22 protein-coding genes and 2 pseudogenes are annotated in these 24,907 nt (G+C 73.4%); 16 read left to right on the forward strand and 8 right to left on the reverse strand.

From position 1 onward, the window contains the following. The first annotated feature begins 23 nt into the window (after positions 1–23). From ABZ478_RS26200 to ABZ478_RS26210, 3 genes and pseudogenes are all read left to right on the forward strand, one after another. The gene (locus tag ABZ478_RS26200; RefSeq protein WP_359553096.1) at positions 24–2,564 is read left to right on the forward strand and encodes a thioester reductase domain-containing protein; all 2,541 of its coding nucleotides are present in this window, start codon (positions 24–26) and stop codon (positions 2,562–2,564) included. Beyond that, positions 2,561–3,700, forward strand: coding sequence for an alpha/beta fold hydrolase (locus tag ABZ478_RS26205; RefSeq protein ID WP_359553097.1), 1,140 nt, complete (start codon positions 2,561–2,563; stop codon positions 3,698–3,700). The genes ABZ478_RS26200 and ABZ478_RS26205 overlap by 4 nt, the downstream gene beginning before the upstream one ends. A 97-nt stretch (positions 3,701–3,797) precedes the next feature. After that, positions 3,798–4,574: pseudogene (locus ABZ478_RS26210) on the forward strand (alpha/beta fold hydrolase); the annotation flags it as partial. Positions 4,575–4,866: 292 nt separating this feature from the next. Here ABZ478_RS26210 and ABZ478_RS26215 read toward each other — a convergent pair. After that, on the reverse strand, positions 4,867–5,388 hold the full coding sequence (locus ABZ478_RS26215) for a DUF4232 domain-containing protein (protein WP_359553098.1): 522 nt from the start codon (positions 5,386–5,388) through the stop codon (positions 4,867–4,869). A gap of 130 nt (positions 5,389–5,518) precedes the next feature. Continuing rightward, complete coding sequence (locus ABZ478_RS26220) at positions 5,519–7,168, reverse strand: alpha/beta hydrolase (RefSeq protein ID WP_359553099.1); 1,650 nt, start codon at positions 7,166–7,168, stop codon at positions 5,519–5,521. A gap of 284 nt (positions 7,169–7,452) precedes the next feature. Between ABZ478_RS26220 and ABZ478_RS26225 the strand changes: the two genes are divergently transcribed. Continuing rightward, complete coding sequence (locus ABZ478_RS26225) at positions 7,453–8,133, forward strand: chaplin (RefSeq protein WP_359553100.1); 681 nt, start codon at positions 7,453–7,455, stop codon at positions 8,131–8,133. A gap of 211 nt (positions 8,134–8,344) precedes the next feature. After that, a complete protein-coding gene (locus ABZ478_RS26230) occupies positions 8,345–9,199 on the forward strand; it encodes a GNAT family N-acetyltransferase (RefSeq protein ID WP_359553101.1) in 855 nt (284 codons plus the stop codon). A 117-nt stretch (positions 9,200–9,316) separates the two neighbouring features. Here ABZ478_RS26230 and ABZ478_RS26235 read toward each other — a convergent pair whose 3' ends face one another. Then, on the reverse strand, positions 9,317–9,799 hold the full coding sequence (locus tag ABZ478_RS26235) for a nucleoside deaminase (protein ID WP_359553102.1): 483 nt from the start codon (positions 9,797–9,799) through the stop codon (positions 9,317–9,319). A gap of 123 nt (positions 9,800–9,922) precedes the next feature. Between ABZ478_RS26235 and ABZ478_RS26240 the strand changes: the two genes are divergently transcribed. Next, entirely contained in the window at positions 9,923–10,699 is a 777-nt protein-coding gene (locus ABZ478_RS26240; protein ID WP_359553181.1) for a GNAT family N-acetyltransferase, read from the forward strand. Between the two features lie 9 nt (positions 10,700–10,708). Here the strand turns inward: ABZ478_RS26240 and ABZ478_RS26245 are convergent, their stop codons facing one another. Beyond that, a complete protein-coding gene (locus tag ABZ478_RS26245; RefSeq protein ID WP_359553103.1) occupies positions 10,709–10,972 on the reverse strand; it encodes a GlsB/YeaQ/YmgE family stress response membrane protein in 264 nt (87 codons plus the stop codon). A gap of 215 nt (positions 10,973–11,187) precedes the next feature. Here ABZ478_RS26245 and ABZ478_RS26250 point away from each other — a divergent pair, with 215 nt between their 5' ends. From ABZ478_RS26250 to ABZ478_RS26290, 9 genes and pseudogenes are all read left to right on the forward strand, one after another. Next, a complete protein-coding gene (locus ABZ478_RS26250) occupies positions 11,188–12,636 on the forward strand; it encodes a hydrolase (protein WP_359553104.1) in 1,449 nt (482 codons plus the stop codon). Positions 12,637–12,747: 111 nt separating this feature from the next. Continuing rightward, entirely contained in the window at positions 12,748–13,068 is a 321-nt protein-coding gene (locus tag ABZ478_RS26255; protein WP_359553105.1) for a gas vesicle protein, read from the forward strand. A 36-nt stretch (positions 13,069–13,104) separates the two neighbouring features. Further along, positions 13,105–13,653: a gas vesicle protein GvpJ gene (gvpJ, locus tag ABZ478_RS26260; RefSeq protein ID WP_359553106.1), complete on the forward strand. Its 549-nt coding sequence runs from the start codon at positions 13,105–13,107 to the stop codon at positions 13,651–13,653. A gap of 2 nt (positions 13,654–13,655) precedes the next feature. Beyond that, entirely contained in the window at positions 13,656–14,402 is a 747-nt protein-coding gene (locus ABZ478_RS26265; protein WP_359553107.1) for a GvpL/GvpF family gas vesicle protein, read from the forward strand. 4 nt (positions 14,403–14,406) lie between these two features. Beyond that, positions 14,407–14,631 (forward strand): annotated as a pseudogene (locus ABZ478_RS26270) (gas vesicle protein GvpG); the annotation flags it as partial. 218 nt (positions 14,632–14,849) lie between these two features. Next, positions 14,850–15,158, forward strand: a complete 309-nt coding sequence (locus tag ABZ478_RS26275; protein ID WP_359553182.1) for a gas vesicle protein — start codon at positions 14,850–14,852, stop codon at positions 15,156–15,158. Continuing rightward, positions 15,155–16,042, forward strand: coding sequence for a GvpL/GvpF family gas vesicle protein (locus ABZ478_RS26280; RefSeq protein ID WP_359553108.1), 888 nt, complete (start codon positions 15,155–15,157; stop codon positions 16,040–16,042). The genes ABZ478_RS26275 and ABZ478_RS26280 overlap by 4 nt, the downstream gene beginning before the upstream one ends. Beyond that, positions 16,039–16,287: a gas vesicle protein gene (locus ABZ478_RS26285; protein WP_359553109.1), complete on the forward strand. Its 249-nt coding sequence runs from the start codon at positions 16,039–16,041 to the stop codon at positions 16,285–16,287. Before ABZ478_RS26280 ends, ABZ478_RS26285 begins: the two co-directional genes overlap by 4 nt. Further along, positions 16,284–16,571, forward strand: coding sequence for a gas vesicle protein K (locus tag ABZ478_RS26290; protein ID WP_359553110.1), 288 nt, complete (start codon positions 16,284–16,286; stop codon positions 16,569–16,571). The genes ABZ478_RS26285 and ABZ478_RS26290 overlap by 4 nt, the downstream gene beginning before the upstream one ends. Positions 16,572–16,595: 24 nt before the next feature. On the opposite strand, the gene ABZ478_RS26295 is transcribed toward ABZ478_RS26290, so the two are convergent. Then, on the reverse strand, positions 16,596–19,322 hold the full coding sequence (locus ABZ478_RS26295; protein WP_359553111.1) for a sugar-binding domain-containing protein: 2,727 nt from the start codon (positions 19,320–19,322) through the stop codon (positions 16,596–16,598). Positions 19,323–19,573: 251 nt separating this feature from the next. Between ABZ478_RS26295 and ABZ478_RS26300 the strand changes: the two genes are divergently transcribed. Then, entirely contained in the window at positions 19,574–21,019 is a 1,446-nt protein-coding gene (locus tag ABZ478_RS26300; RefSeq protein WP_359553112.1) for an APC family permease, read from the forward strand. Positions 21,020–21,185: 166 nt separating this feature from the next. Here the strand turns inward: ABZ478_RS26300 and ABZ478_RS26305 are convergent, their stop codons facing one another. The 3 genes from ABZ478_RS26305 to ABZ478_RS26315 form a co-directional block, all read right to left on the reverse strand. Continuing rightward, the gene (locus ABZ478_RS26305) at positions 21,186–21,623 is read right to left on the reverse strand and encodes an SPW repeat protein (protein WP_358934327.1); all 438 of its coding nucleotides are present in this window, start codon (positions 21,621–21,623) and stop codon (positions 21,186–21,188) included. 136 nt (positions 21,624–21,759) lie between these two features. Further along, positions 21,760–23,136, reverse strand: coding sequence for a deoxyribodipyrimidine photo-lyase (locus tag ABZ478_RS26310; RefSeq protein ID WP_359553113.1), 1,377 nt, complete (start codon positions 23,134–23,136; stop codon positions 21,760–21,762). 84 nt (positions 23,137–23,220) lie between these two features. Continuing rightward, positions 23,221–24,744 carry an SDR family oxidoreductase gene (locus ABZ478_RS26315; RefSeq protein WP_359553114.1) on the reverse strand — a complete coding sequence of 508 codons (1,524 nt, stop codon included), beginning with the start codon at positions 24,742–24,744 and terminating at the stop codon, positions 23,221–23,223. Between the last annotated feature and the right edge of the window lie 163 nt (positions 24,745–24,907).

The following is a 24,907-nucleotide window of genomic DNA, read 5'->3' on the forward strand; positions in this document are numbered from 1 at the left end:
CAAGCACAACGCGAAGGGCTCTCATGCGTGACGTGAACGAGGCGATCGCCGAGTCGATCGAGCGGGGCGGCGGCGGACTCGGCGTGTCCGAGCTGCTGGCCAAGGTGCGGGCGGAGGCCGCCGTACCCGAGCCCGCGCCGGCCCCGGCGCCGGACCTGGACGGCCTCACCGCCACCGTCGCCGCCGCGGCCGGCCGCCATCTGCCCGCCGGCCGGCTCGACCCCGACGCCGACTTCTTCGACGCGGGCGGCACCAGCGTGGGCGCGGTGGAACTCATCGCCGAACTGGAGGGCGAACTGGGCATCGAGGTCGACCTCGACGAGGTCTTCGCCGACGCCCGCCCGAGCAGCCTGGCCCGCCGCTGGCTGCCGCTCCTGGACGCCGCGCCGACGGCGCCCTCCGAAGCCGCCGCCGCCGTGCCGGGCACCCACGCGTCCGCGCCGAGCCCGGAGTCCGTCGCCGCCGAGACGCCCCTCACGGCTCCGCCGGGCCCGCCCCCGGCCGCCGCCGAGGCGGTCCGCGCCGCTCCGGTCCCGGCGCCCGGCGCGACACCCCGCGCCACGGGAACGCCCTCCGCGTCACCGGCACCGGCCTCCGCCCCGGCGTTCGCGGACACCCCGCCCGCCCTCCCCGCACCGACGGCGGCCCCCGGCACCCTCCCCGTCCCGTCCCCCCGCACCCCGCCCGCCGTAACCGGCGTCCCGCACCGCACCGGCGGCGACCGCCACTCCCGCGCCCGCCCTGAGGACCTCCAGCAGATACTCGCCGACCTCGCCCTCGCCGACCGGCTTCCGTTCACCGATGTGCCCGAGCCGGTGCCGCCCCGCCGGATCCTGCTCACCGGCGCGACCGGCTTCCTCGGCAGCCACATGCTGCTCGACCTGCTGCGCCACAGCGACGCCCATGTCCACTGCCTGGTCCGCGCCGACGACGAGGCGGCGGCCACCGAACGGCTCGGCGAACAACTGCGCGGCTACCGGCTGCCGTGGTCGTCCGAGGTCCGCCGCCGGATCACCGTGCTGCCCGGTGACATCCGCCGCCCGCGCCTCGGCCTCACCGACGAGCGGTGGCACACCCTCGCCCACGAACTCGACAGCGTCGTCGGCGTCGCGGCCGCCGTGGACTTCCTGCGCGGCTACCGATCGCTGCGCGGCAGCAACGTCCTCGGCGCGCTCACCCTCGCCGAACTCGCCGCGACCGGCCGCCCCAAACCGCTGCACCACATCTCGTCGATCGCGGTGTTCAACGAGGTGGGCATCACCTCGATGGGCGAGGACGACCCGCTCGCCCACATCGACCGGCTCGTCTCCGGCTACGACCAGTCCAAGTGGGCCGCCGAGGTCGCCCTGCGCCGGGCCCGCGACCACGGCCTGGTCGTCACCGCGCTCCGCCCCGGCGGCATCGGCGGCCACACGAGGACCGGCGCCTACAACCCGCAGGACCTCAGCAGCGGCCTGATCTCCGCCTTCGGCCGCTTCCGCACCGTGCCGGCGTTCCGCCACCTCAACGCCGCCCCGGTGGACTGGGTCAGCCGGGTCGCCGTCGCCGCGATATGCGAACCCGACGCGTGGGGCTTCGACTACAACCTCACCGGCGTGCCCAACACCCTCGACGACGTCGTACGGGACATGGCCTTCGGCGGCATGCACGTACGCGTCCAGGACTGGGACGAGTGGCGCACCGGCACCCTCGCCCGCCTGGAGGCCGAGCCCGTACCCGAACTCGGTTTCCTCTCCCGGGTGCTGCGGAGCCCCACCGCCCTCAAGCTGTGCGAGGCCACCCTGAAGGGCCCGGCCGCCGAGGCCGCGCGCACCGACGCCCTGGTCGCCGCGCTCGGCCTCGCCCCCGCCGCCCGCTACGACGCCCAGGCCCAGCTGAGGGCCTTCGAGAAGCTCGCCGGCGACGGCCTCGCCCGGCTGCCGCACAAGGACGACCAGCCCTACCTCTGGTTCTCCGAGACCACCGAGGGCACCGTCGGGCCGGTAGGCGCCGCGGCCTCGGCCCCCTGCTCGATGGCGCTCACCCTGTCCATCGCGAGCATGTACCAACTGGTGAAGGAGCGCCGGGTGGACGTCACCGGACAGGTGACCTGCCCCGCCCTGCACCCCGAACCGCTCGCCGTGGAACGCGGCGACCTGTGGGTGCGCCCCGAGGAGGGCATCCCGCAACAGCACGGCATGCGGCACCAACTCCTGCGCTATCGCCTCAAGTTGCGGGACGCGGACGGAGGTCTCTGGTGGCTCGAGGGCCGCAAGTACGCGCGCGCCCGCCGGGACCTGTGGCGGCAGACCCGCGCGCTCACCGTGGAGATCGGCCGCGAGGGCGAGGCGGCGAGCCTGCTCGGCGAGGTCGTCGTGCCCGCCGACTCCTACGTCCGCGACCAGATCGACGGCATCCGCGTCGACCCGCGCCTGACCGGCCAGGAGAAGCGGGCCGCCAAGCTCACCTGGCTCGCCTGGTTCGGTCTTGAGATGGGCCGCGGCCTGGTCGCCCCGTTCGCCCGGGCCGCCGCCGACCTGCTCGACCTGCGCCGGACCCCGACCCTCACGGAGCACAACCGATGATCTTCAGGACCACCCCCGCCAAGGCGGCCCGCCCGGCGCTCCGCAAGGTCCGCACCGGCGTGGCACCGCGCCCCCTGCGCCACCGCCTGGACCCGGCCCACGTCGAAGAGGTCCCGTTCCGGGCCGGCGACGGCGTCCGCCTCGGCCTGACCCGGATCGGCCCCGCCGACCCGGGCCGCCCCGCCGTACTGCTGCTGCACGGGCACACCGCCTCCGCCGACATGTTCCTGCTGCCCGAGACCCGCAACCTCGTCGACGTCCTGCTCGACGACGGCTACGAGCCCTGGCTGCTGGACTGGCGGGGCAGCAGCAGGCTCCCGTACAACGAGACCGGGGGCCGGTACACGTACGACGACGTGGCCCTGTACGACATCCCCGAAGCCGTCGCACACGTCCGCGAACGCATCGGGGACCGGCCGCTGTTCGTGGTCGCGCACTGCATCGGCTCGCTCACCCTGTCGATGAGCATGGCGGCCGGTCTCGTCCCGGGCCTGGCCGGGGTGGTGTCACAGGGGGTCTTCCTCACGCCCAAGCTGGCCGGGCGGACCTCGCTGCGGATGTCCGTGGCGGGGGAACTGCTCAAGACCCGGATCGACCACATCCCGGTCGACATCCGCAAGGTGGGCCTGTGGTCGAAGTACACCCCGCTGTTCGCGCTCGCCTCGCGCAAGGCGGCCTGCCCGGACCCGACCTGCCAGATCCTGCACAACTCGGCCTGGGGGACCGGCGCTTCCCTCTTCGTCCACGAGAACCTCGACCCGGCCACCCACGACCGGCTCGCCGAACTGCTCGGCCCCGCCCCGCTGTGGATCCTGCCCCATCTGCGCCGGATCGAGCTGGCCCGCACCGTCGTCCGCTGGCACGACACCGACCACCGCTACCGGGCGCTCCCGCCCAACGCGCTGGACGCCGCGGGCCGCATCGACACCCCGGTGCTGCTGCTCTCGGGCAGCGAGAACGGGCTGTGGCTGGACTCGCAGAAGCTCTGCCACGAGGTGCTGTCCCGCCGGCAGCCGCAGCTCGACGTGTCCTACACCGAGATCCCCGGTTACGGCCACCTCGACCCGTTCCTGGGCCGCGGCGCCGCGCTGGACGTCTTCGGGCACGTCCTGGAGTTCCTCGGCGCGCACCGCTGAGAATCACCCCCGGAGGCCGGTGACGGCGGGCGGCACCGCCGGATACCGTACCCGTCAGTAACCGGACTCGCCCCGCACCACACCCCAGGAGGTCCCCATGCCGCAGCTCGACGTCGCCGGCGCGGTACTGACGTACGACGACGAGGGCCCCCGCGACGGCGCGGCGGTGCCCCTGGTCTTCGTGCACGGCTGGACCGCGAACCGGCACCGCTGGGACCACCAGGTGGCGCACTTCTCGGCGGGCCGACGGGTGATCCGGCTGGACCTGCGCGGGCACGGGGAGAGCACCGGGGCCGGGGTGCGGACGGTGGCGGAGCTGGCGGCGGACGTCCTGGCGCTCCTCGACCACCTCGGGGTCGAGCGGTTCGTGCTGGTCGGCCACTCCATGGGCGGGATGATCTCCCAGACCATCGCCCTGTCCCACCCCGAGCGGGTGGAGCGGATGGTGCTGGTCAACTCCATCGGCCGGATGACCTACAGCCGTGGCCGGGGGCTGCTCATGGCGGCCTCCACGCTGGCGCCGTACAAGATGTTCATCGCGGCCAACATCCAGCGGGCCTTCGCGCCGGGCCATCCGCGCGAGGAGGTCCGCGAGTACATCCGCGCCTCCGGGGAGACCCCGCGCGAGGTCGTCATGTCGCTGTACGGCGCCATGCGCGCCTTCGACGTCCTCGACCGGGCAGGTGAGATCCGCACGCCCACCCTGATGGTGCACGGCTACCACGACATCCAGCTTCCCGTGCGGCAGATGCTGCGGCTGGCCAAGGCCTACCCGGACGCGGTCGTCCGCATCATCGACGCGGGCCACGAGCTGCCCGTGGAGAAGCCGGCCGAACTCACCGCGGCCCTGGACTGGTTCCTGACCCCGAAGCCCGAGCAGGCCGAGGAGACCCCGAAGCCTGTGGAGACCGAGCGGACGGAGCCGCACGAGGCGACCCCGGAGCCCGAGGAGGCCGAGGAGACCCCGAAGCCTGTGGAGACCGAGCGGACGGAGCCGCACGAGGCGACCCCGGAGCCCGAGGAGGCCGTGCAGTCCGCCGAGCCCGAGGAGGCCGGGCAGTCCGCGGAGGCCCAGGAGACCGAGGGGCCGGCACGGCCGCCGAAGTCCGCGGCGACCCCGCGGCCGTAGCGCCGCCCCCGGGACGTCCGCGCGCCCGGAGCGGGCCTCAGCCGACGCCGAGAGCCCGGTCCGCGGCCGCCGCCGTCGGCTGCCACCACGTCGTCACCGGCTCCCACACCAGCACCTCGCTCCCGGTGCCCAGCCGGGCGGCGGTGAAGGAGCGGCCCCACTGCGAGGCCGAGGCGGCCACCGTGACCGAGCCCGTCCGGCGGGCCTCGGGGTCCGCCAGGTCGGCGATCGTGCGCACGGCCGCGTACGCCGTCCTGCCCGCCTTGAGCGCGTAGGTGCCCCTGCCGCCCTCGGGCACCGGCAGCGCGGCCCCGTCCAGGTCGCCGAACGTGATCGTGGGCACCCGGTCGACCACGCAGGTGCGGACCCCGCGATTGGTCACGGCCACGCGCAGCACGGAAGGATCGGCGGACGCGGCCTTCGCCCGTACGGCCAGTGCCCGTTCCGCGCAGCGGGCGGGGCCGGCCTGCCGGGCGGCCGCCTGGCTCTGCGGCGCGGCGCCCAGCAGCGCCACGGCGGCGCAGACGGCGGGTACGGCTACGGCGGCTCGGATACGCATGGCGCATTCCCCCTGTCGTGGTCGGTGCGGGTACGGCGGGCCGGGGCGCGCCTCGTGGGATGTGACGGTCCGGGCGGCCGTGAGGTTGCGCCGCGATCGCCCCTGTCACCCGTTCGCGCCATGTCCGTCGTCAGCGGGCGGTGCCGGACGTGGAGGTCCAGCCCTTCCGGTCCGCCGGACAGGAACTGCCGTCGGCCGGCAGGGAGCCGTACAGCAGGAAGTCGTCGACCTTGCGGTGCACGCACTTGGACGACGAGTAGCCGGTGTGCCCGTCGCCCCTGTTGTCCAGCACGACGGCCGCCGCGCCGAGCCGCCGGGCCGTCTCCTCGGTCCAGCGGTACGGCGTCGCCGGGTCGCCGCGCGTGCCGACCAGCAGCATCTTCGCCGTGTCGACGTTCTTCACCCGGTCCCGGATGAAGTCCGTGCCCCTGGGGCGGCCGTAGCACATGAGGAGCTGGGTGAGCTTGAACCGGCCGAAGACCGGTGAGGCCTGGTCGTAGGCGGTCCGCAGGTTCTTGAGGTCCTTGGCGAGCTGCGCGTCGGTGGGCCGGTCGGGGTCGTCCGCGCAGTTGACCGCCAGCAGTGCGGCCGGCAGGTTGTCGGCCGGGACGTCGCCGGAGTTCACGAGCCCGCCGTCCCGCTTGTCCACCGCCGGTCCCCGGGCCGGTCCCGGCCGACGGACGGGCGGGGTGAAGCCGCCGCCCGGCCAGAACGCGCCGGCGGAGAAGCTGAGCACGCCCCGGGTGTCACCGTCGTCGACAAGCGAGGCGAGCGCCCGTTCCAGGGTGGGCCACAGCTCCTGGCTGTACAGGGCGGAACCGATGGCGCCCGCCAGGTCCTGCCCGGAGAAGGCGCCGCCGAAGTCGGTGGGCACCGGGTTCTCGTCGAGCGAGCGGACCAGACGGATCACCTGGCTCCCGGCCATGCGCCGGTCCCGCCCGAACGGACAGGCGATGTCCGTCGTGCACCAGTCCAGGAAGTCGTCCAGTGCCGTCTGGAGCCCCTCGGCGCCCGCGATCCCCTGTTCGGACAGGGATTCGGTCAGGGTGTCGACACCGTCCAGGGTCATGCGGCCGACCCGGTGCGGGAACTGCGCCGCGTACACCGCGCCGAGCCGCGTCCCGTAGGAGAAGCCCAGGTAGTTGAGTTTCTTGTCGCCGAGGGCCTGGCGTATGACGTCCAGGTCGCGGGCGGCGTCCACGGTGCCTATGTGCCGCAGCACCGGGCCGGAGTTCCGGGCGCACTGGTCGGCGGCCTGCCGCAACCGCTTCAGCAGGGGCAGGGGCCGGCTGATGTCGAGGTTCTGGCCGGTCGCCACCGAGGTCTGGTCGCCGCCCTCGCCGCAGCTGACGGGGGAGGACCGGCCGACGCCGCGCGGATCGAAGGTGACCACGTCGTAGCCGTTGGTCAGGTCCATGAACTGTTTCCCGCCCGACGCGAGTTCATGGACCCCGGAGCCGCCGGGGCCGCCGAAGTTCAGCAGCACCGAGCCCCGCGACCCGCCCGTGGCCCGGTAGCGGGCCAGCGCCAGGTCGAGCGTGCCGGCGCCGGGGTGGGCGTAGTCGAGCGGGACGGTCACCTTCCCGCACTGCAGGTCTCCGGGCATGTCCGCGCCGTCGCAGGCCGCCCACGCCACCTTCTGCCCGTAGAAGCGGGACAGGCCGGGCCGCGGCTCGTCGCCCGCCGCGGCGGGCAGCCCGGACCCGAGCAGCGTCAGGGTCAGCGCGCCGGCGCCCGCGCACTTCCGCACGGCGGGCCCGGTGGACAGCTTGGCCAGCATCGTTCGCCTCCCGGGGGGCGCACCCGACGGGGACCGGGCGGCGCCCTCGCTCACCATAAGCGGGGTCCGGAAGGGCCGCCTCCGGGCGAGCGGCGCGGCTGTCGATGATCTATTATTCGCACTTTCTGTGATGATCGGTGACTATTCGAAACTTTACGTGCGACTCGAAAGATCATGTCGCTCAATGGGGTGAAAGACTGATACGCCATAACCCCGATGGTTCGTCTGCGTTCTATCCGGTGTGGGCAAGTGCCCGCGACGATGTCTAGAAAGCAGGGAAATCCATGAGACGGGCTACCCGAAACGGTGTGATCGCTGTCGTTGCCGCCTCTGGCGCGATGGCCGTGGCGATGCCTGTGTCCGCTGCGTTCGCGGCCGACGGGGCCTCCGCCGAAGGTGCGGCGACCGGCTCGCCCGGGGTGATCTCCGGCAACGCCATCCAGGTTCCGGTGCACATCCCGCTGAACGTGTGCGGCAACACCGTGAACGTCGTGGGACTGCTCAACCCCTCCGCGGGCAACGCCTGCGAGAACGGCGGGCACGGGGACAAGAAGGGCGGCTCGCACAAGGCCGGTTCCTCCTCGTCCCACGGCGGTGCGTCCGCGTACGGCGGCAGCAAGGACTCGCCCGGAGTGATCTCCGGCAACAGCATCCAGCTCCCCGTGCACGTGCCGGTGAACGTCACCGGCAACTCGGTGAACGTGGTGGGCGTGGGCAACCCCACGGAGGGCAACCGCTCCAGCAACCACCACACGCCGGAGACCACCACGCCGGAGCCGGCCCGCACGACCCCGGTCAAGTCCCACCCGGCCCCGCACACCCGGCAGGCCGCTCCGGAGCCCTCCGTGGCCACCCTGGCCCACACCGGCGCGGACATGACGGCACCGGCGGTCGCCGGCAGCGCGGCTCTGCTGCTCACCGGAACGGTCCTGTACCGCCGCTTCCGGCCGAGCCGCATGCGCTGACCCGTCGGCGGTAAGGCCCCACCGGACGCCGGCCCGGTGGGGCTCACCGCTGTCCCGGCCCCAACAGCGAATGTCCGAAAGCCGGTTGGGTACCGCGTCACGGCCGGTCCCGGCATGGCGCGGGTCCGGGGTGGTCGGGAAGGATGCCCGGTGCGCGGCCGAGCGCCGCGCCCTACGGCAGCCCGAACCTCACGGACAGTGGAGCGCACCGATGATCTCACCGGCCCCGCAGGACCTCGTCGTCACCCGGGCCACGCTCGCCGACTGGCCGGTGATCAGCGGGTGGGCGGCGGCCGAGGGCTGGAACCCCGGGCTGTCCGACGGGCCCGCCTTCTTCGCCCAGGACCCCGACGGCTTCTTCCTCGGCCGGATCGACGGGGAACCCGTCTCGGCCATCTCCGTCGTCACCTACGGCTCCGGCTACGCCTTCCTCGGCTGCTACCTCGTCCGCCCGGACCTGCGCGGCCACGGCCACGGTCTGACCACCTGGAAGACCGCCCTGGCCCATGCCGGGAACCGCACCGTCGGCCTCGACGGAGTCGTCGCCCAGCAGGACAACTACCGCCGGTCCGGCTTCGAACCCGCCCACCGCACCATCCGGTTCACCGGCGTCGCGCCCGGCACCGGATCGTCCGCGGGCGTCCGCCCCGCGAGCCCCGCCGACCTGCCCGCCATCACCGCGTACGACGCCCTCTGCACGCCCGCCGACCGGCCCCGCTTCCTCGCCGAGTGGCTCACCGGCCACGGCCACCGTGCCTTCGTCCGCCACGACGGCGACCGGCTCACCGGCTACGGAGTGATCCGCCCCGGACACGACACCCTGCGCGTCGGCCCCCTCTTCGCCGACACCGCGGACGACGCCCGGGCCCTGTTCGCCGCGCTCACCGCCGACGCCGCCGGCCGCGAGGTCGCCGTCGACGTGCCCGAGCCGAACACGGCCGCGGTCGCACTCGTCGAGGAGGCCGGCCTCAGCCCCTCGTTCGAGACCGCCCGCATGTACACCGGGCCGGTCCGCGCCCACGCCGGGGAACGAGTGTTCGGCGTCACCACACTCGAACTGGGCTGACCGGCGGGGCGCCGGGCCGAGACGCCGATCGGCCTCGGCGAGCCCGGCCCGCGGGACACCCCTGCGCGGCACACCTTCCCGCGCGACACCGCCCGAGGCACACCGGCCCCGCGCCGCTCAGCCTCGCCCGGCGTGGAAGCGGCGGTGGAGTTCGCGTACCTCGTCGGACAGTTCGGATACCGGCCCCTCGACCGCCACCCCCGGGGCGACCTCGTGGACCGGCAGTGGCCTCACCGGGGGCGCGGGCACGCCCAGTTCGGTCAGCCAGGAGCCGAGCTGCTCGGACGAGGCGACGTACACGATGCGGCCGAGCCCCACCCAGGCGTGCGCGGCCGCGCACATGGGGCAGTGCTCGCCCGAGGTGTAGACGGTCGCGGCCGCCCGTTCCCCGGGGGACAGGTGGGCGGCCGACCAGCGGGCCAGTTCGAACTCCGGATGCCGGGTGCGGTCCCCGGAGGCCACCCGGTTGTGGTCCTCCGCGAGCACCGTGCCGTCCGCCGCGACGAGCACCGACCCGAACGGCTCGTCACCGCACTGAAGCGCCTCGCGCGCGAGTTCCACACAGCGGCGCAGATGGCGCAGCTCGCTGTCCTTCACCATGTCCTTTGGACCTCCTCACCCGACGGCCCCCGGCGTCGCACGCTACGGGCCCCGTCGGCTCCCGGCGACCGGAAAACCCCGTTGCCCGGGAGGTGGAGCCGGTGCTGGAGTGGGGGCATGGATCTGGATCACGCCACGGTGCTCGCCCTGTACGACCGGGACATGCGTGCGGGCGCCCGCCCCGACGGGCCCGGGGCCCGTATCGAGCGGGCCGGTGCCGTGGTGCGCCAGACCGCCGACGCCCACGGCTGGAACGGGGTTCTCTGGTCCCGCCTGGACGAGGCGACGGCGGACCGGGTGATCGGCGAACAGATCGCCCACTTCACCGGGCTCGGCCTGGACTTCGAGTGGAAGCTGTACGCCCACGACCGGCCGGCGGACCTCGGCGCCCGTCTCACCGCGGCCGGCTTCCGGGCCGAGCCCGAGGAGACACTGCTGGTCGGTGAGACCGGCCGACTGGCCCTGGACCCCGGAACACCCGACGGGATCCGGATCGTCGCGGCCACCGACGCGGCCGGCGTCGAACTCGTCGTCAAGGTGCACGAGTCGGCCTTCGGCACCGACGGCACCCGGTTGCGCCACCGCCTGCTGGCCCGGCTGGCCGCCGACCCCGGGACGGTCGTCGCCGTGGTGGCGCTCGCCGGGGACGAGCCGGTCGCCTCGGCCCGCATGGAACTGGTGCCCGGCGCCCGCTTCGCGGGCCTGTGGGGCGGCGGCACCGTCGAGGCCTGGCGGGGCCGGGGCGTCTACCGCGCCCTGGTCGCCCACCGGGCCCGCGTCGCCGCCGCCCGCGGCTGCCGCTACCTCCAGGTCGATGCCTCACCGATGAGCCGCCCGATCCTGGAACGCCTCGGCTTCCACGCGCTCAGCACCACGACGCCCTACCTGTACGGAGGCTGACCGCCCCGCTCAGCGGCGGGCCGTGGCCCGGTCCAGCGCGGCGACGCCCACGGCCGCCAGGGCGATCTGGATCAGCCACTCGATCCAGTCGGGCCCCTTGGTGTCCGCGACCCCGATGCCGGCGGCGATCGCCGAGCCCAACAGCGCGGCCACGATGCCGACCACGAGGGTCCACAGGATGCCGATGTGCTGGCGCCCGGGTACGACGAGCCGGCCCAGCACACCGATGACGATGCCGATGACGATGGCACTGATGATGCCCGAAATCTCCATCTCGACCCCTCCGGTTCTCGCCCCCGCCGATGTGCCGTCTGCCCGCTGCCGCCGGATGCACGCCGACGCTGTCATTGCCGGAACTTTCTGTTCACCCGGCCGTTATGCCATGTACCTTTCAAGCAATCGACGCGTGTAGAACCCTCGTGCGTGCTCTACGCGCGCAGACCAGGCGCCCCCACCGCCTCTCCCCACTCCCACGGAGGTTCGCCCGGATGTTCGGATCGAGGAGATCCCCCCGCTCGCTCACCACCGCGCCGGCCGTGATCGGACTGCTCGTCACGGCCGCGGCCCTGCAGTTCGGCCCTGCCACCGCCCCCGCCCACGCGGCCACGACGCACCGGATCCTGTTCGACAACGCCCACGCCGAGACGGCGGGCAACGCGGACTGGATCATCTCCACCAGCCAGCCCGACCCGCTCGGCCAGGACTCCACCCCGTCCGCGGAGACCGACTGGACCGGCGCCCTGTCCTCCTGGGGCGTCTCCCTGCAGAAGGCCGGCGGCTACAGCCTGAAGACCCTGCCGTCCGGCTCCAGCCTGAGCTACGGCGGCTCGTCGGCCACCGACCTGTCCGACTTCGACACCCTGGTGCTGCCCGAGCCCAACACGCTGTTCACCACCGCCGAGAAGACGGCGATCATGAACTTCGTGAAGAACGGCGGCGGCCTGTTCATGATCTCCGACCACACCGGCGCCGACCGCAACAACGACGGCCAGGACGCGGTCGAGATCCTCAACGACCTGATGACGAACAACAGCGTGGACTCCACCGACCCGTTCGGCTTCTCCATCGACTCGCTGAGCATCGGTTCGGACTACCCGTCGGCGATCAGCGACAGCACCGACCCGGTCCTGCACGGCTCGTTCGGCACGGTCGGCAAGAGCCTGATCGCCAGCGGCACGACGGCCACGCTCAAGCCCGCCGACAACTCGGGCGTCAAGGGCCTGCTCTACCGCACCGGTTACTCAGGCAACACCGGCGCCTTCTTCCTGACCAGCACCTTCGGCAGCGGCCGGGTCGCCTTCTGGGGTGACAGCTCGCCCATCGACGACGGCACCGGCCAGTCCGGGAACACCCTGTACGACGGCTGGAACGACACCGGCGCCACCAACGCGGCCCTCGCCCTCAACGCCACGGCCTGGCTGGCCGGTTCCGGCACCACGGGAGGCGGTGGCGGCACCGGCACCTGCACCGCCGCCCAACTGCTCGGCAACAACGGCTTCGAGTCCGGCGCCACCACCTGGACCACCACCAGCGGCGCCATCGGCAACGACTCCGGCGAGGCCGCCCGCACCGGCTCCTACAAGGCCTGGCTGAACGGCTACGGCGCCGCCCACACCGACACCCTCGCGCAGACGGTGACCATCCCCGCCGGGTGCACGAGCGCCAACCTGAGCTTCTACCTGCACGTCGACACCGCCGAGACCACCACCTCCACGGCCTACGACACCCTGAAGGCGCAGGTCGTCAACAGCGGTGGCACGGTGCTCTCGACCCTCGCCACGTACTCGAACCTGAACGCGGCGAACGGCTACACCCGGCGCGGCTTCAGCCTCGCGGGCTACGCGGGTCAGACGGTCACGATCAAGTTCACCGGCACCGAGGGCTCCACCCTGCAGACGTCGTTCGTCATCGACGACACCGCGCTCAACGTGAGCTGACGCCTTCGGCGACACCATGGGCCCGGCACCTGGTGCCGGGCCCATCGTGCTGTCTACCGGATGGCCCAGCCCCGCAAGCGCCCAAGGGCCCTCGCGGTCAGAGTGGGCAGCATGACAGAACCCGCTGGGCGACGGAGTGGCGGCACGGCCGCGACCGCTGCGCGCAGGCGCGAACGCCGCGGCGCCCAGGAGGCCGCGCGGATCGCCGCCGACGAGCTGACCGAGCTGATCCGCCACCGTCTGGAGGGCGTCTCCGCGGTGTGCCGCAGCGAGGAAGGTGGCTGGATCGTCAACGTCGACGTGCTGGAGCTGGCCCGGATCCCCGACACGACCAGTCTGCTCGCCACCTACGAGGTCGAGCTGGACCCGGCGGGCGAGCTGCTGCAGTACCGCCGGATCGCGCGCTACCGGCGCGGCGCCCAGGACCAGTGACCAGCCCGCCGGGCCCGCCTCCGGAAGGACCACCGCATGATCACCTACGACGACGAGATAGTCTGCGCGCCCCGCGCCGGAACCCTCTACGACGTCCTCGAACTCATCCTCGACCGCGGCATGGTGATCGACGTCTTCGTGCGCGTCTCCCTGGTCGGGATAGAGATCCTCAAAGTGGACGCCCGGATCGTCATCGCCAGCGTGGACACCTATCTGCGCTTCGCCGAGGCGTGCAACCGCCTCGACCTGGAGCACGACGTGCGGAGCAAGACCGTGCCTGAGCTGTTCGGCGGAGGGGCCGCCAAGACCGTGGCCAAGGCGGGCGCCAGGCGCACCGCCCGCTCGCTGACCTCGAAGGTGCGGGACTTCCTCACCCCGGAGGAAACGGAGGAAGCGGAGGAAGCGGAGGAGCCGGAGGAGCCGGAGGAGGAGCCCCGCAGGGCCCGCGTCGCCCGCGAGCCGGAGCGCAAGCGGCCGGTGCGCCGGCCGCCGGAGGCGGACCGCGGTAGTACGGGCAGCCGCCGCGGCGACGAGGACGACGAGCGGCCCCGTCCGCGCTCCCGCCGCCCCGCCAGAGAGGACTGAACGTGACGGACACCGCCACCATCCGGAGGACGCTCTACGTGTACGGCATCGCGCACGCCGGTGTGCGGGTCCCGCGCACGCCGGGCGTGGGCGGGGCGCGGGTACGGCTGCTCACCGAGTCCGGTCTGTGCGCCGCGGTCTCCGACCCGCCCGAACACATCCGAGCGCGCCGCCGCGACCTGACGGCCCACCAGTCGGTGCTCGGCGAACTCACCGCGCAGGGACCCGTCCTGCCCATGCGGTTCGCGGTCGTCAGCCCCGATCCCGCCGCCCTGCGGGCGCAGCTGCGCGCCGACCCGGGCCGTCTGTCGGCACAACTCGACGCGGTGCGGGGCTGTGTGGAGATGAACGTCAAGGGCTCGGTCGTCTCCGGCTTCTTCGCCGATCTGGTGCGCCGGGACGAAAAGCTGCGTGACCTGGCCCGCCGGACGCGGCGCAGACCCGACTACGAGGCCAACGTGCGGCTGGGCGAGGCCCTGGCCCGCGGTGTCCGGCGCGAGGCGCGGCGCGCGGCGCACGAGGTCCTGGCCCGGCTGGCGCCGCTGGCGGTGCGGACGGCCCAGGGACAGCTCGACGGCGAACTGGTGCTGAGCGCCTCCTTCCTGCTGCGCTCCGCCGACGAGGAGACGTTCCGGGAGGCCGTGGCCGAACAGGCGCGCGGCTTCGGGGACCGGCTGGCGCTGAGTGTGACCGGCCCCCTGCCGTGCTACAGCTTCGTCGAGACGCGTCCCGCGCCGACCGGGCGGTGAGGCGATGGGCATCGTGAGCGGACTCCTGCTGCTGCCCCTGGCTCCGGTGCGCGGCACGGCGTGGATCGCCGACCACCTGCTGCACGAAGCCCGGCGCCAGACCCACGACCCGCGGGCGGTGCAGGCACGGCTGGCCCAGCTCAACCGGGATCTCGACGACGGCGTCGTCGACGAGGCGGCCTTCGAGAAGGAGGAGGAGCGGCTGCTCGCCCTCCTCGTCGATCCAGCGCGTCCGATGGGCCGAGGGCCGGGGCCCGCCGGCTCCCCGCGGGGCGGCACGGGTGAGCGACGGCGCGGCGCCGGCCGGCCGCCGGCCGACCCGCGCCGACGCGGCTCCGCACCGACAGGACCATCCCTGACCCAAAGTCGCCCGGCACCGCCGACATCCCTGGAGCTTTCGTGACCGACGTCTCCACCTGGCACACCGATCCGGCGCCGCAGGACGGCGTGCCCGCGACCACCAACCTGGCGGATCTGCTCGAACGGATCCTCGACAAGGGCATCGTGATCGCCGGCGACATCAAGATCGACCTCCTCGACATCGAGCTGCTCACCATCCGTCTGCGGCTGTTCATCGCCTCGGTCGACACCGCCCGACGGGCGGGCATCGACTGGTGGGAGACCGATCCGGCACTGTCCTCGCGGGCCGCCCACGACGTGCTGGTGGAGGAGAACGAGCGACTGCGTGCGCGACTTGACGCCCTGGAAGGTGCCGAGACCGAGGCGCTCAGCGCCTGCGGGGAGGAGCCGCGGTGAACCGTCCTCCGGCGCCGGCCGCCGTCCCCGCCGGCCGGCAGAGCACGCGGGACACCCTCACCTGGGCGTTCGCCGTGACCCGCACTCCGCCGCCCTCCGACGTGCTGACCGCGACCAGGGGCCACGACGAGGGCGGCCCCCTGCGCCTGGTGGCCGCCGGGCCCCTCTGGCTCGTGGCCCAGGACGTGCCCGCGGCCTCCTTCGACGCCTCCTCGCTCGGGGAGCGGTTGAACCGGCCGGAGGAACTGGAGCGCTGCGCCCGCGCCCATCACCGGGGCGTGGCGGCGGCCGCCCGGCCGGGCCCCGTGGTGCCCCTGCCGATGGCGACCCTGTACCTCGGTGACCTCAACGCGGCGCGCGCCGTGTCCGATCGTGAGGCGGAGCTGTGCGTGCTGCTCGACCGGCTGCGCGGCCGCACGGAATGGGCGGTCAAGGCGCACGCCGCCGAGGCGTCCGCTTCCTGTGCGGCGGATTCCGTCGCCGCCGATGAGGCCCCGGCCGGCGGGCGGGCCTACCTCAGCCGGGTCAGCGCGCGACAGCACACCCGGTCCGAGGCGCAGGAGCGAGCCCTGGCCGCGGCCCACGAGGTCGACCGGGAGCTGCGACGGTACGCCGTCGCCGCGACCCGGCACCGGCCGCAGAGCGAGCAACTGACCGGCCGGAACACCCCGCAGCTGCTGAACGCCGCCTACCTCGTCGACGACGCGGGACGCGCGCGCTTCGCCGGGGCGCTGGCCCGGCTCACCGCCGACCGGGCCCACCCGGGGATCGAGATCACCGCGTCGGGGCCCTGGATCCCGTACTCCTTCGCGCGGCTGGACCAGGAGTGGGGCGTCACGGCGGACCCGGACGGGGCCGCCCCGGACCACGAGAGCCGCCCATGACCGTACCGGCGAACCGCGAACCGGCCCCCGCGGCCGTGCCCTGGGAAACATCCGAACCGTACGCGCCGATCGGGGTGCCCCTGGTCGACCTGCTGGACCGCGTGCTGGCGACCGGGGTCGTGATCAGTGGCGACCTGGTCCTCGCGGTCGCGGACGTGCCCCTGGTCCGGATCTCCCTGCACGCCCTCCTCGCGTCGGTCAGCGACCGGGTGCCGGCGCCCTGGCCGGACAGCGGGCCGCTGTGACCGCGTCGCGCGCCCGCGCCCTGGACCTGGACCCCGAGGCGGTGGCGAACGACCTGGCCGCGCTGGTCCTGGCCGTGGTGGAGCTGCTGCGCCAGCTGATGGAACGCCAGGCCGTGCGCCGTTTCGACGAGGGGACGCTGAGCGCCGAGCAGGAGGACCGCCTGGGGACCGCGCTGATGCTGCTGGACCGGCGGATGGACGAGCTGTGCGCCCAGCACGGTCTGAGCCGGGCCGACCTCAACCTCGACCTGGGTCCGCTCGGCCCGCTCCTGGCCGATCCGTGACCAGGCGCCCTGTCCGGGACCGCGTCAGCCGGCCGGCAGGGTCCGCTCCGGGGTGTTCCATCCCGACACCCGCACGTGCGGCGCCGAGCCGTGCAGATCGGCGGTCCGGTAGGTGGCGGTCAGCGTCACCGACTCGCCCGGCCAGAGACCGGCCTCGTTGTCCGACCATCGCACCGGCAGCACCGGCCGGCCCCGGTCGTCGACCAGATGCACGTCGGTGAACAGGGACGGCGTCCGCCCGCCCCCGGCGTGCCGCAGGGTCACCGTCGTCGTGGACGTGCCCCCGGACGACGTCGTCGTCGCCGTCGCGTCCACCGGCACCTGGGCCATCGCGGCGAGCCCCTTGAGGTCGGCGTAGCGGCTGGTCGGCGTGTAGTACCAGTCGGTGTGCGCCCAGTCGAGCGTGTCCTGCGCCGTGGACAGCCAGTAGACGTTGCGGCTCACCTCCCGGCCGTCCTCGCCGGTCAGGGTCAGCCGGAGCAGATACGTGGAGGGCAGGCCGGTCACCGACGCGGGCAGGGTGAGGGCGGTGCGGCGCGCGCCGTCGCCGTCCACGGACAGCTCGCCGACGGCCCTGTCGTACCGCTGCGTGCCGTCGGGGTCGAACAGGGTGGCCCGTGCGGTGAGCCGGCCCGCCGGACCGTGCCGGCCGTTCACGACCACGACCGAACGGTCGTCGTAGGAGTACTGGATGTGCAGCGGCTCGTTCGCCTTCTTCGCGCCGAAGTAGGCGCCGCCCTGGTCCAGGTAGCGGTCCGTCAGCTGCCAGTGCAGGGACGTCCAGCCGCTGTTGAACATCCAGTAGACCACCCCGGTGGCGGGCTTCTCCGCGTCCGTGGCGTTGCGCGCGTAGGCCTCGTACTGGGCGCGGACGTTCTCGTACTGGGCGAGCTGCGCCTTGCGGACGTAGTCGGACAGGTCCTTCGGGGCGCCGTAGCGGCCGGTGAGGGCGGCGTCGTAGATCTTCAGCGTGCCGAAGACGGACGAGGGGGAGCGGTGGTACTGCCGGGCGCCCGGATCCTTCCAGAGGGTGTCGAGCTCGGCCGGGGTCATCATCCGGCGCAGGGTGTCCAGGGTCGGGATGTCGGGGCCCGCGCTGGTCTCGGAGTTGAAGCCGGTGGCCCCGCCCTCGCGCTTGGCGTACCAGTAGCCGGGCGGGACCCAGTCGTACGGCCCGGTCATCTTCATCCCCGAACGGCCGAGCTGCGGCGAGGACTTCTCGGAGGCGGCCGGGATCACCGGGTCGGGCCAGTCGGCGGCCTTCAGGGCGTCCAGGTAGTTCCGCTCGATCGTCGCGTCGGGGGCCGCGTCGCTGCCGATCAGGAACGAGATCACGCTCGGGTGGCCGCGCAGCCGGGCGGCCTCGGCGGCCATGGAGGCCTTGGCGACCCGGTGGTCCGCGTCGGTCCACTTCTCGCCGGAGCCGTCCTCGTTGACGTTCCCCTCCCACTTGTCGCAGCACTCCCAGCCGGGCAGGGCGAGCAGTCCGTAGCGGTCGGCGAGGTCGAAGAACTCGTCCGGTTCGATGTGGCCCTCCAGCCGGAGGGTGTTCAGCCCGAGGTCGAGCGCGTACTCGAGCCGGTCCGCCACATAGGTGCGGTCCCAGCGCAGGAACTCGTCCGGGGACCAGCCGCCGCCCTTGATCAGCAGCTTGCGGCCGTTGATCCGGTACTGGCGGGCGCCGTCGGCGTCGAGGGGGGCCTGGACGTCACGGACGCCGAAGGTCTCGTGGGCGGTGTCCGAGGCCGTGCCCGCCACCGACGCGGTGAGGTCCAGGTCGTACAGGGGCTGCTCGCCCATGCCGGCCGGCCACCACACGTGGGGGGAGGCGAGGTGCAGACCGGGGACGTCGGCGGGGGAGAAGGTGACGGTCTTCGTCTCGTGCGGGGCGAGCGGTACGTCGCGGGTGAAGGCCGCCCCGGCGACCCGGCCGGTCACCTCGGCGGTGACCGCCTCGTCGGAGTCGTTGCGGGTCTGCGCCTTCACGGTCAGTTCGGCGGTGGCGAGGGACGGCACGGCCAGCCGGGTCACCACGTGCGCGTCGCGCAGCGCCACCGGGCCGCCCCGGCGCACCAGGACGTCACGGACGATGCCCATGTTCCGGTCGGGCGGCGGCTGGAGCCAGTCGAGCCAGCCCATGGTGAGGTCGGCGTCCGGGTTGTTGGGCCGGACCCGGAACGCGACCGTGTTGGTGCCGGACCGCACCAGCGAGGTGATGTCCAGCTCGTGCCGGGTATAGGCGCCGGTCACGTCCGCGGCCGCGGCCACCGCGTGGCCGTTGACGTAGACGTCGGCAGCCGAGACGACCCCGCTGAAGTCCAGGTGGGTGCGCCGGCCGGTGTCCTCGACGGTGAAGTCGGACCGGTACCACCAGGGGACGTCGAAGTCCTTCCGCGGGATCTTCGCCAGGTTGGTGGAGTGGAAGGGGTCGGCGTACACGCCGTCGGCGAGCAGGGCGGCCAGGACCGTCGACCGGGGGCCCGCCGGATGCCAGCCGACGGCCGGATAGCCGGGGGAGGAGACGGCCGCCGCCGGGTCGCCCACCTTCGACGTCGACTGGACGGCGTACCCGGCGAGCGGGGTGGCGGAGCCGGCCGCGGAGGGCACGCGGGTCACCGCGGGCCGCCGCTCGTGCGGCGCCGCGTCGCCGTCCTGCGTCGCGGCCCGGGCGCTGGTGGACAGCGCGGCCAGCAGGCTCAGGAATACGACTGCCGTGGCCGGCCGGCGTCCGGGGGCGGGGCGAGCGAACACGGCGGTCTCCAGCCTCGTGACGTAGGAGCCCAATGAAGTCAGGAAACTTTACTAACCTGACTCGAGGAAGGGCGCGGCGCGGGCCGCGTCAACGACCGTAGGCCCCGCCCGCCTTGACAAGCGGCACGAACCGCTCGGCTGTCGCCCGTCCGGCGCCGTAGGGCCGCACAACTTCATCCGCCGGCCGGCCCGGCCGGGCGGACCGCGGCCGCGCACGCGGTCCGCACGCCCGTCGCGTCAGGAGTCCCCCCATGTCCGGTAGTCCGCCACCCACGGGTGGCTTCGTCCGCCGTGTCGGTCCTTTCCAGGCCACGGCCATCAACATGAGCCAGATGTGCGGCATCGGCCCGTTCGTGACCATCCCGCTGATGGTGAGCGCGTTCGGCGGCCCCCAGGCGGTCGTCGGCTTCGTCGCGGGCGCCGTGCTGGCGCTGTGCGACGGGCTGGTCTGGGCCGAGCTGGGCGCCGCCATGCCCGGTTCGGGTGGCAGCTACGTCTACCTCCGCGAGGCCTTCCGGCACCGCACCGGCCGTCTGATGCCGTTCCTGTTCGTGTGGACGGCGATGCTCTTCATCCCGCTGATCATGTCCACCGGCGTGGTGGGCTTCGTCCAGTATCTCGGCTACCTCGCCCCAGGCCTCGGCAGGACCGCCGGCGACCTCGTCGGCCTCGGCGTCATCGCCCTGGTCGTGCTCCTGCTCCGGCGCGGCATCGAGCACATCGCCCGCATCACCGCCGTGATGTGGACCGTGATGATCGCCTCGGTTCTCCTGGTGATCGCCGCCGCGGCCACCGCCTTCAGTCCGCACCTGGCCTTCACCTACCCGGCGCACGCCCTCGACGTCACCTCAGGCCACTTCTGGCCCGGCTTCGCCGCGGGCCTGACCATCGGCATCTACGACTACCTCGGCTACAACACCACCGCCTACCTGGGCGCCGAGATCAAAAACCCCGGCCGGACCCTGCCGCGCTCCATCGTCTTCTCGGTCCTCGGCATCATGACGATCTACCTGCTGCTGCAGATCGGCACCCTGGGCGTCGTCGACTGGCACCGCATGACCGACCCGCACGACATCGCCTCCACCTCCGTGGCCTCCGCCGTGCTGGAGCGGACCTGGGGCAGGGGGGCCGCGGTAACCGTCACCGTGCTGATCCTGGTCACGGCCTTCGCCTCGGTCTTCACCGGCCTGCTCGGCGGCTCCCGGGTGCCGTGCGACGCCGCCCGGGACGGGGTGTTCTTCCGGCCGTACGAGAGGCTGCACCCCGAACACCGGTTCCCGGCCCTGGGGCTCGCGACCATGGGCGTGATCACCGCGATCGGCTTCCTGATCGGCCGGCACACCGACCTCGCGACACTCATCCAGCTGCTCACCACGGTCATGGTGATCGTCCAGGCGCTGGCCCAGATCGTGGCCCTCACCGTCCTGCGGAGACGCCGGCCCACCCTGCGCCGGCCCTACCGGATGTGGCTGTACCCGCTGCCCGCCGCCGTCGCCTTCACCGGCTGGTGCGTGATCTACGGGTACGCCGACGAGAACTCCCCGGGCCGCCACCCCATCGAGTGGTCCCTGGCCTGGCTGGCCCTCGGCTGCGTCGCCTTTCTGATCTGGGCGCGGCTGGAGCGGGCGTGGCCCTTCGGGCCGAAGGAGACCCCGCAGGAGCGCACGGAGGGACAGCCGGTCCTCGAAGCGGGCTGAGCCCTGGTCGGCCGTGACGCCCCGCAGGGCACGGGGAGGCCGGTCCGCCCGGGCGGACCGGCCCCGCATTCTTCGTGTCCTTCACTTTCTTCGCCTGGTCCTCCTTCCGCGCGTCCGTACTCAGGAGCCCTTCTCCCAACGGCCGGTCTCTCGGTGGCCGGCCTCTCTACGTTCGTGGGGCGCTCTTCTGCGCCGTGCCGGCGCACATCAGGCCGAGGACCACGGCCAGCGCGCCGATGACGATGTTGTTCACGATCACGCCTGCGTCCGGGCCGCTGCCCACGATCCACGGAGCGATGATCATCCAGACACCCATGGCGCACATGGCCCAGCTCAGGCCGTACATCCGTGCCGGAGCCGTGGTGAAGCCCAGGGCCAGCAGCCCGATCGCGATGCCCATGATCAGGTTGTGCGTCGCGAGCGCCGGCTGGCTCGCCGTGTAGTGCAGGATCCACGGGGACGCCGCGCAGTACAGGCCGAGCAGGAAGACCGGCCCGTCCACGAGCGCCACGTCGCGGCCACCGAGCATGTGGGCGTACCGCGTCCGCATCTCGGATATGTCGGGGTGGGTCGCCATGTCACCCCTGTGCGAGACGTCGGCCATGTCCCGCCTCCTTCGTGAGTCGCAGGCCGACCGCGCCCGGACCGGGCGTGCGGTAAGCGCCGCTTCTTCGCATTCTGCTCTTCTTTCCCCCTTATGTGTAGGGCCTGAATGCGCGGAGCCCGGCGGTGGCCGAGCCTCAGTCCTCGCGGCCGCGGGCCCGCCTGAACCGGGTCAGGCCCTCGGACAGGCCGACGATCGGGTCCGGGTAGTCGAGCGCGGCCCGGTCCGGTTCCGCCAGCTTCCACGGCTCATGTACCAACGGGGCGCGCAGCGCTTCCAGTTCGGGTACCCAGTGGTGGACGTAGGCGCCGTCGGGGTCGTACCGCTTGCCCTGGGTGACCGGGTTGAGCACGCGGTTGGGACGGGTGTCCGTGCCGGTACCCGCCATCCACTGCCAGTTGAGCTGGTTGTTGGCCACGTCCCCGTCGACCAGCAGACCGAGAAAGTGCCGGGCGCCCACCCGCCAGTCCACGTAGAGCGTCTTGGCCAGGAAGCTCGCGGCCAGCAGCCGGCCGCGGTTGTGCATCCAGCCCTCGTACCTGAGCTGACGCATCGCGGCGTCGACGATCGGATAGCCGGTACGCCCCTCCCGCCACGCCTCGATGTCCTCCCGGGCCGTCCGCTCGGTGCGCCAGCGGTCGTGCTTGGTGCGGTAGTCGGCGCCCGAGGCGGCCGGCCGGGCCGCCAGCACCTGCCGGTGGAAGTCGCGCCAGGCGAGCTGCCGTACGAACGCCTCGGCGCCCGGTCCGCCCGCTCTGCGGGCGCGGTGCACCAGTTCCACGGGGGAAAGCGTGCCGAAGTGCAGGTGCGGGGAGAGCCGGCTGGTCGCGTCACCGGCCAGATCGTCGTGCCGGTCCTCGTACCGCGCCACACCACGGCGCAGCCAGGCGCTGACCAGCTTGCGGCCGAGCACCTCCCCGCCCTCGGCCAGCCCCTCGGACACGCCCGTCAGCCCCGCGCGCGAGGGAAGCTCCTCGGAACCGACGCCCTCCGGCACCCGGATCGTGCGCGGTGGGCCGAGCGCGTCGCGCAACCGCGCCTGCGACCACTGCCGGAAGTACGGGGTGAACACCGCGAAGTGGTCCGAGGAGGCGGGCGTCACCGCGCCGGGCGTCAGCGCCGTGGTCACCGTGTCGTGGACGTGCAGCCGGCGCCCGTCGGCCTCCAGGGCCCGGCGCAGCCGCTCCTCCCGGCGGTGCGCGTAGGCGCTGACGTCGGCGGCCATGTGCACCTCGTCGGCGTCGGCCTCGGTGACCACCTTGCACACCTCCTCGACCAGGTCGCCGGAGCGGAGCACCAGCCGGCCGCCCCGCTCGCGCAGACCCGCGTCCAGATCGCGCAGGCAGTCGGCGAGGAACGCCAGCCGGTTGGGCGCCGCGTATCCGGCCCGGTCCACTCCCCGGTCGCGCACGAAGAGCGGCACCACGTTCCGGGTGCCGTCCAGCGCCGCCCGCAGCGGCGGATGGTCGTGCAGGCGCAGGTCGGCGGTGAACAGGACGACCGAGACGTTCATGGTGCGGCTCCGGGGCGTCGGTCGGGACAGCTGGCGCTGGACGGTGGTTGCTTCCGGTCCACGGCGCCCGGCGGATGCGGGGCGTCAGCGCGCTGCCGCCCGCTCCCTCCGGCGTGGGAGCGACGTGGTGGTGGCGGCCGCGCGGGCGATGTTGCGGGCCATGCCGCCGAAGACCACGGCGTGGAACGGGGAGACGCCCCACCAGTAGGCCTGGCCGAGCAGCCCGTGCGGATGGAACAGCGCGCGCTGCCGGTACCGGCAGCGTCCGGCGCCGTCGGGTTCCACGTACATCTCCAGCCACGCCAGCCCCGGCAGCCGCATCTCCGCCCGCAGCCGCAGCAGACGCCCGGGCTCGATCTCCTCCACCCGCCAGAAGTCCAGCGAGTCCCCGACGCGCAGCCGCTGGGCGTCCCGGCGGCCGCGGCGCAGCCCGACCCCGCCCGCCATCCGGTCCAGCCAGCCGCGCAGCGCCCAGGCGAGCGGGAAGGAGTACCAGCCGTTCTCCCCGCCCACCCCCTCGACGACCCGCCACAGCGCCTCGGGCGGAGCGTCCACCGCGGTCTCCCGGACGTCCGTGTACAGGCTGCCGCCCGCCCAGTCGGGGTCGGTGGGCAGCGGGTCGCTCGGCGCTCCGGGTACCGCGGCGGACGTCCAGCGGGTGACCACCTGGGCGTCGCGGACCCGCTGCAGGGCCAGCCGTACCGCCTCGTCGAAGGGCAGCGGGCGCCCGGGCGGGTACGGCAGGTACCTCTCGATGTCGCGCTCGTGGCAGACCACTTCGTGGCGCAGCGACTCCGCGAGCGGCCGGGCGATGGACGCGGGCACCGGTGTGACCAGACCGACCCAGTGGCTGGACAGCGTCGGGGTGAGGACGGGCACAGGCACGATGACCCGGCGCGGGAGTCCCGCCACCGCCGCGTAGCGGACCATCATCTCCCGGTACGTGAGCACCTCGGGGCCGCCGATGTCGAAGGTGCGGTTCACGTCCGCGGGCAGATCCGCGCTGCCGACCAGGAGGCGCAGCACGTCCCGTACGGCTATGGGCTGGATGCGGGTGTGCACCCAGCTCGGGGTGACCATGATGGGCAGCCGCTCGGTGAGATAGCGCAGCATCTCGAAGGAGGCCGAGCCGGAGCCGATGATCACGGCCGCGCGCAGCACCGCGGTGGGCACACCGGAGTCCATCAGGATGCGGCCGACCTCGGCGCGGGACCGCAGGTGCGGGGAGAGCTCGTGCTCGGGCACGTCCTCGGGGATGAGCCCGCCCAGGTAGACGATGCGTCGCACGCCTGCCGCCCGGGCCCGCTCGCCGAAGATCCGGGCCGCCTCGCGGTCGGTCTTCTCGAAGCCGTCACCGGTGCCGAGGGCGTGGACCAGGTAGTAGGCCACGTCGACGTCCCGCATGGCCTCCGCGACGGACTCCGCGTCCGTGACGTCCCCGCGCGCCACCTCGATGTCGCCGGCCCAGGGGTGGTCGCGCAGCTTGCCGGGGGAGCGGGCGAGGCAGCGGACCCGGTGGCCGGCGGCGAGGAGCTCCGGGACGAGCCGGCCGCCGATGTACCCCGTGCCGCCCGTCACCAGGCAGCGCTTCACGTCGTCGCCGTCCATCCGTCTCCGCCCTTCGTGCCGCTGACCGGGGTCCTGCCGAGTTCCCCTGCGCACCTCTTCGACGCGCGCGCGCCGTGCGGATGCGGGACATGTCCGACGCGCCCGCCGTACGGATGCGGGACATGACCGCGGCCGTCCCGGGCAGGCGGAGACTACGGGCCGT

It is taken from the genome of Streptomyces sp. NPDC005706 (assembly GCF_040631045.1).
Lineage (GTDB): Bacteria > Actinomycetota > Actinomycetes > Streptomycetales > Streptomycetaceae > Streptomyces.

Coding starts and splice junctions, on each gene's coding strand:
- ABZ478_RS26205 (WP_359553097.1), top strand. CDS start 2,561: ATGATCTTCAGGACCACCCCCGCCAAGGCGGCCCGCCCGGCGCTCCGC.
- ABZ478_RS26230 (WP_359553101.1), top strand. CDS start 8,345: ATGATCTCACCGGCCCCGCAGGACCTCGTCGTCACCCGGGCCACGCTC.
- ABZ478_RS26315 (WP_359553114.1), bottom strand. CDS start 24,744: ATGGACGGCGACGACGTGAAGCGCTGCCTGGTGACGGGCGGCACGGGG.
- ABZ478_RS26300 (WP_359553112.1), top strand. CDS start 19,574: ATGTCCGGTAGTCCGCCACCCACGGGTGGCTTCGTCCGCCGTGTCGGT.
- ABZ478_RS26215 (WP_359553098.1), bottom strand. CDS start 5,388: ATGCGTATCCGAGCCGCCGTAGCCGTACCCGCCGTCTGCGCCGCCGTG.
- ABZ478_RS26255 (WP_359553105.1), top strand. CDS start 12,748: ATGACAGAACCCGCTGGGCGACGGAGTGGCGGCACGGCCGCGACCGCT.
- ABZ478_RS26245 (WP_359553103.1), bottom strand. CDS start 10,972: ATGGAGATTTCGGGCATCATCAGTGCCATCGTCATCGGCATCGTCATC.
- ABZ478_RS26220 (WP_359553099.1), bottom strand. CDS start 7,168: ATGCTGGCCAAGCTGTCCACCGGGCCCGCCGTGCGGAAGTGCGCGGGC.
- ABZ478_RS26310 (WP_359553113.1), bottom strand. CDS start 23,136: ATGAACGTCTCGGTCGTCCTGTTCACCGCCGACCTGCGCCTGCACGAC.
- ABZ478_RS26285 (WP_359553109.1), top strand. CDS start 16,039: ATGACCGTACCGGCGAACCGCGAACCGGCCCCCGCGGCCGTGCCCTGG.
- ABZ478_RS26200 (WP_359553096.1), top strand. CDS start 24: ATGCGTGACGTGAACGAGGCGATCGCCGAGTCGATCGAGCGGGGCGGC.
- ABZ478_RS26225 (WP_359553100.1), top strand. CDS start 7,453: ATGAGACGGGCTACCCGAAACGGTGTGATCGCTGTCGTTGCCGCCTCT.
- ABZ478_RS26250 (WP_359553104.1), top strand. CDS start 11,188: ATGTTCGGATCGAGGAGATCCCCCCGCTCGCTCACCACCGCGCCGGCC.
- ABZ478_RS26235 (WP_359553102.1), bottom strand. CDS start 9,799: ATGGTGAAGGACAGCGAGCTGCGCCATCTGCGCCGCTGTGTGGAACTC.
- gvpJ (WP_359553106.1), top strand. CDS start 13,105: ATGATCACCTACGACGACGAGATAGTCTGCGCGCCCCGCGCCGGAACC.
- ABZ478_RS26305 (WP_358934327.1), bottom strand. CDS start 21,623: ATGGCCGACGTCTCGCACAGGGGTGACATGGCGACCCACCCCGACATA.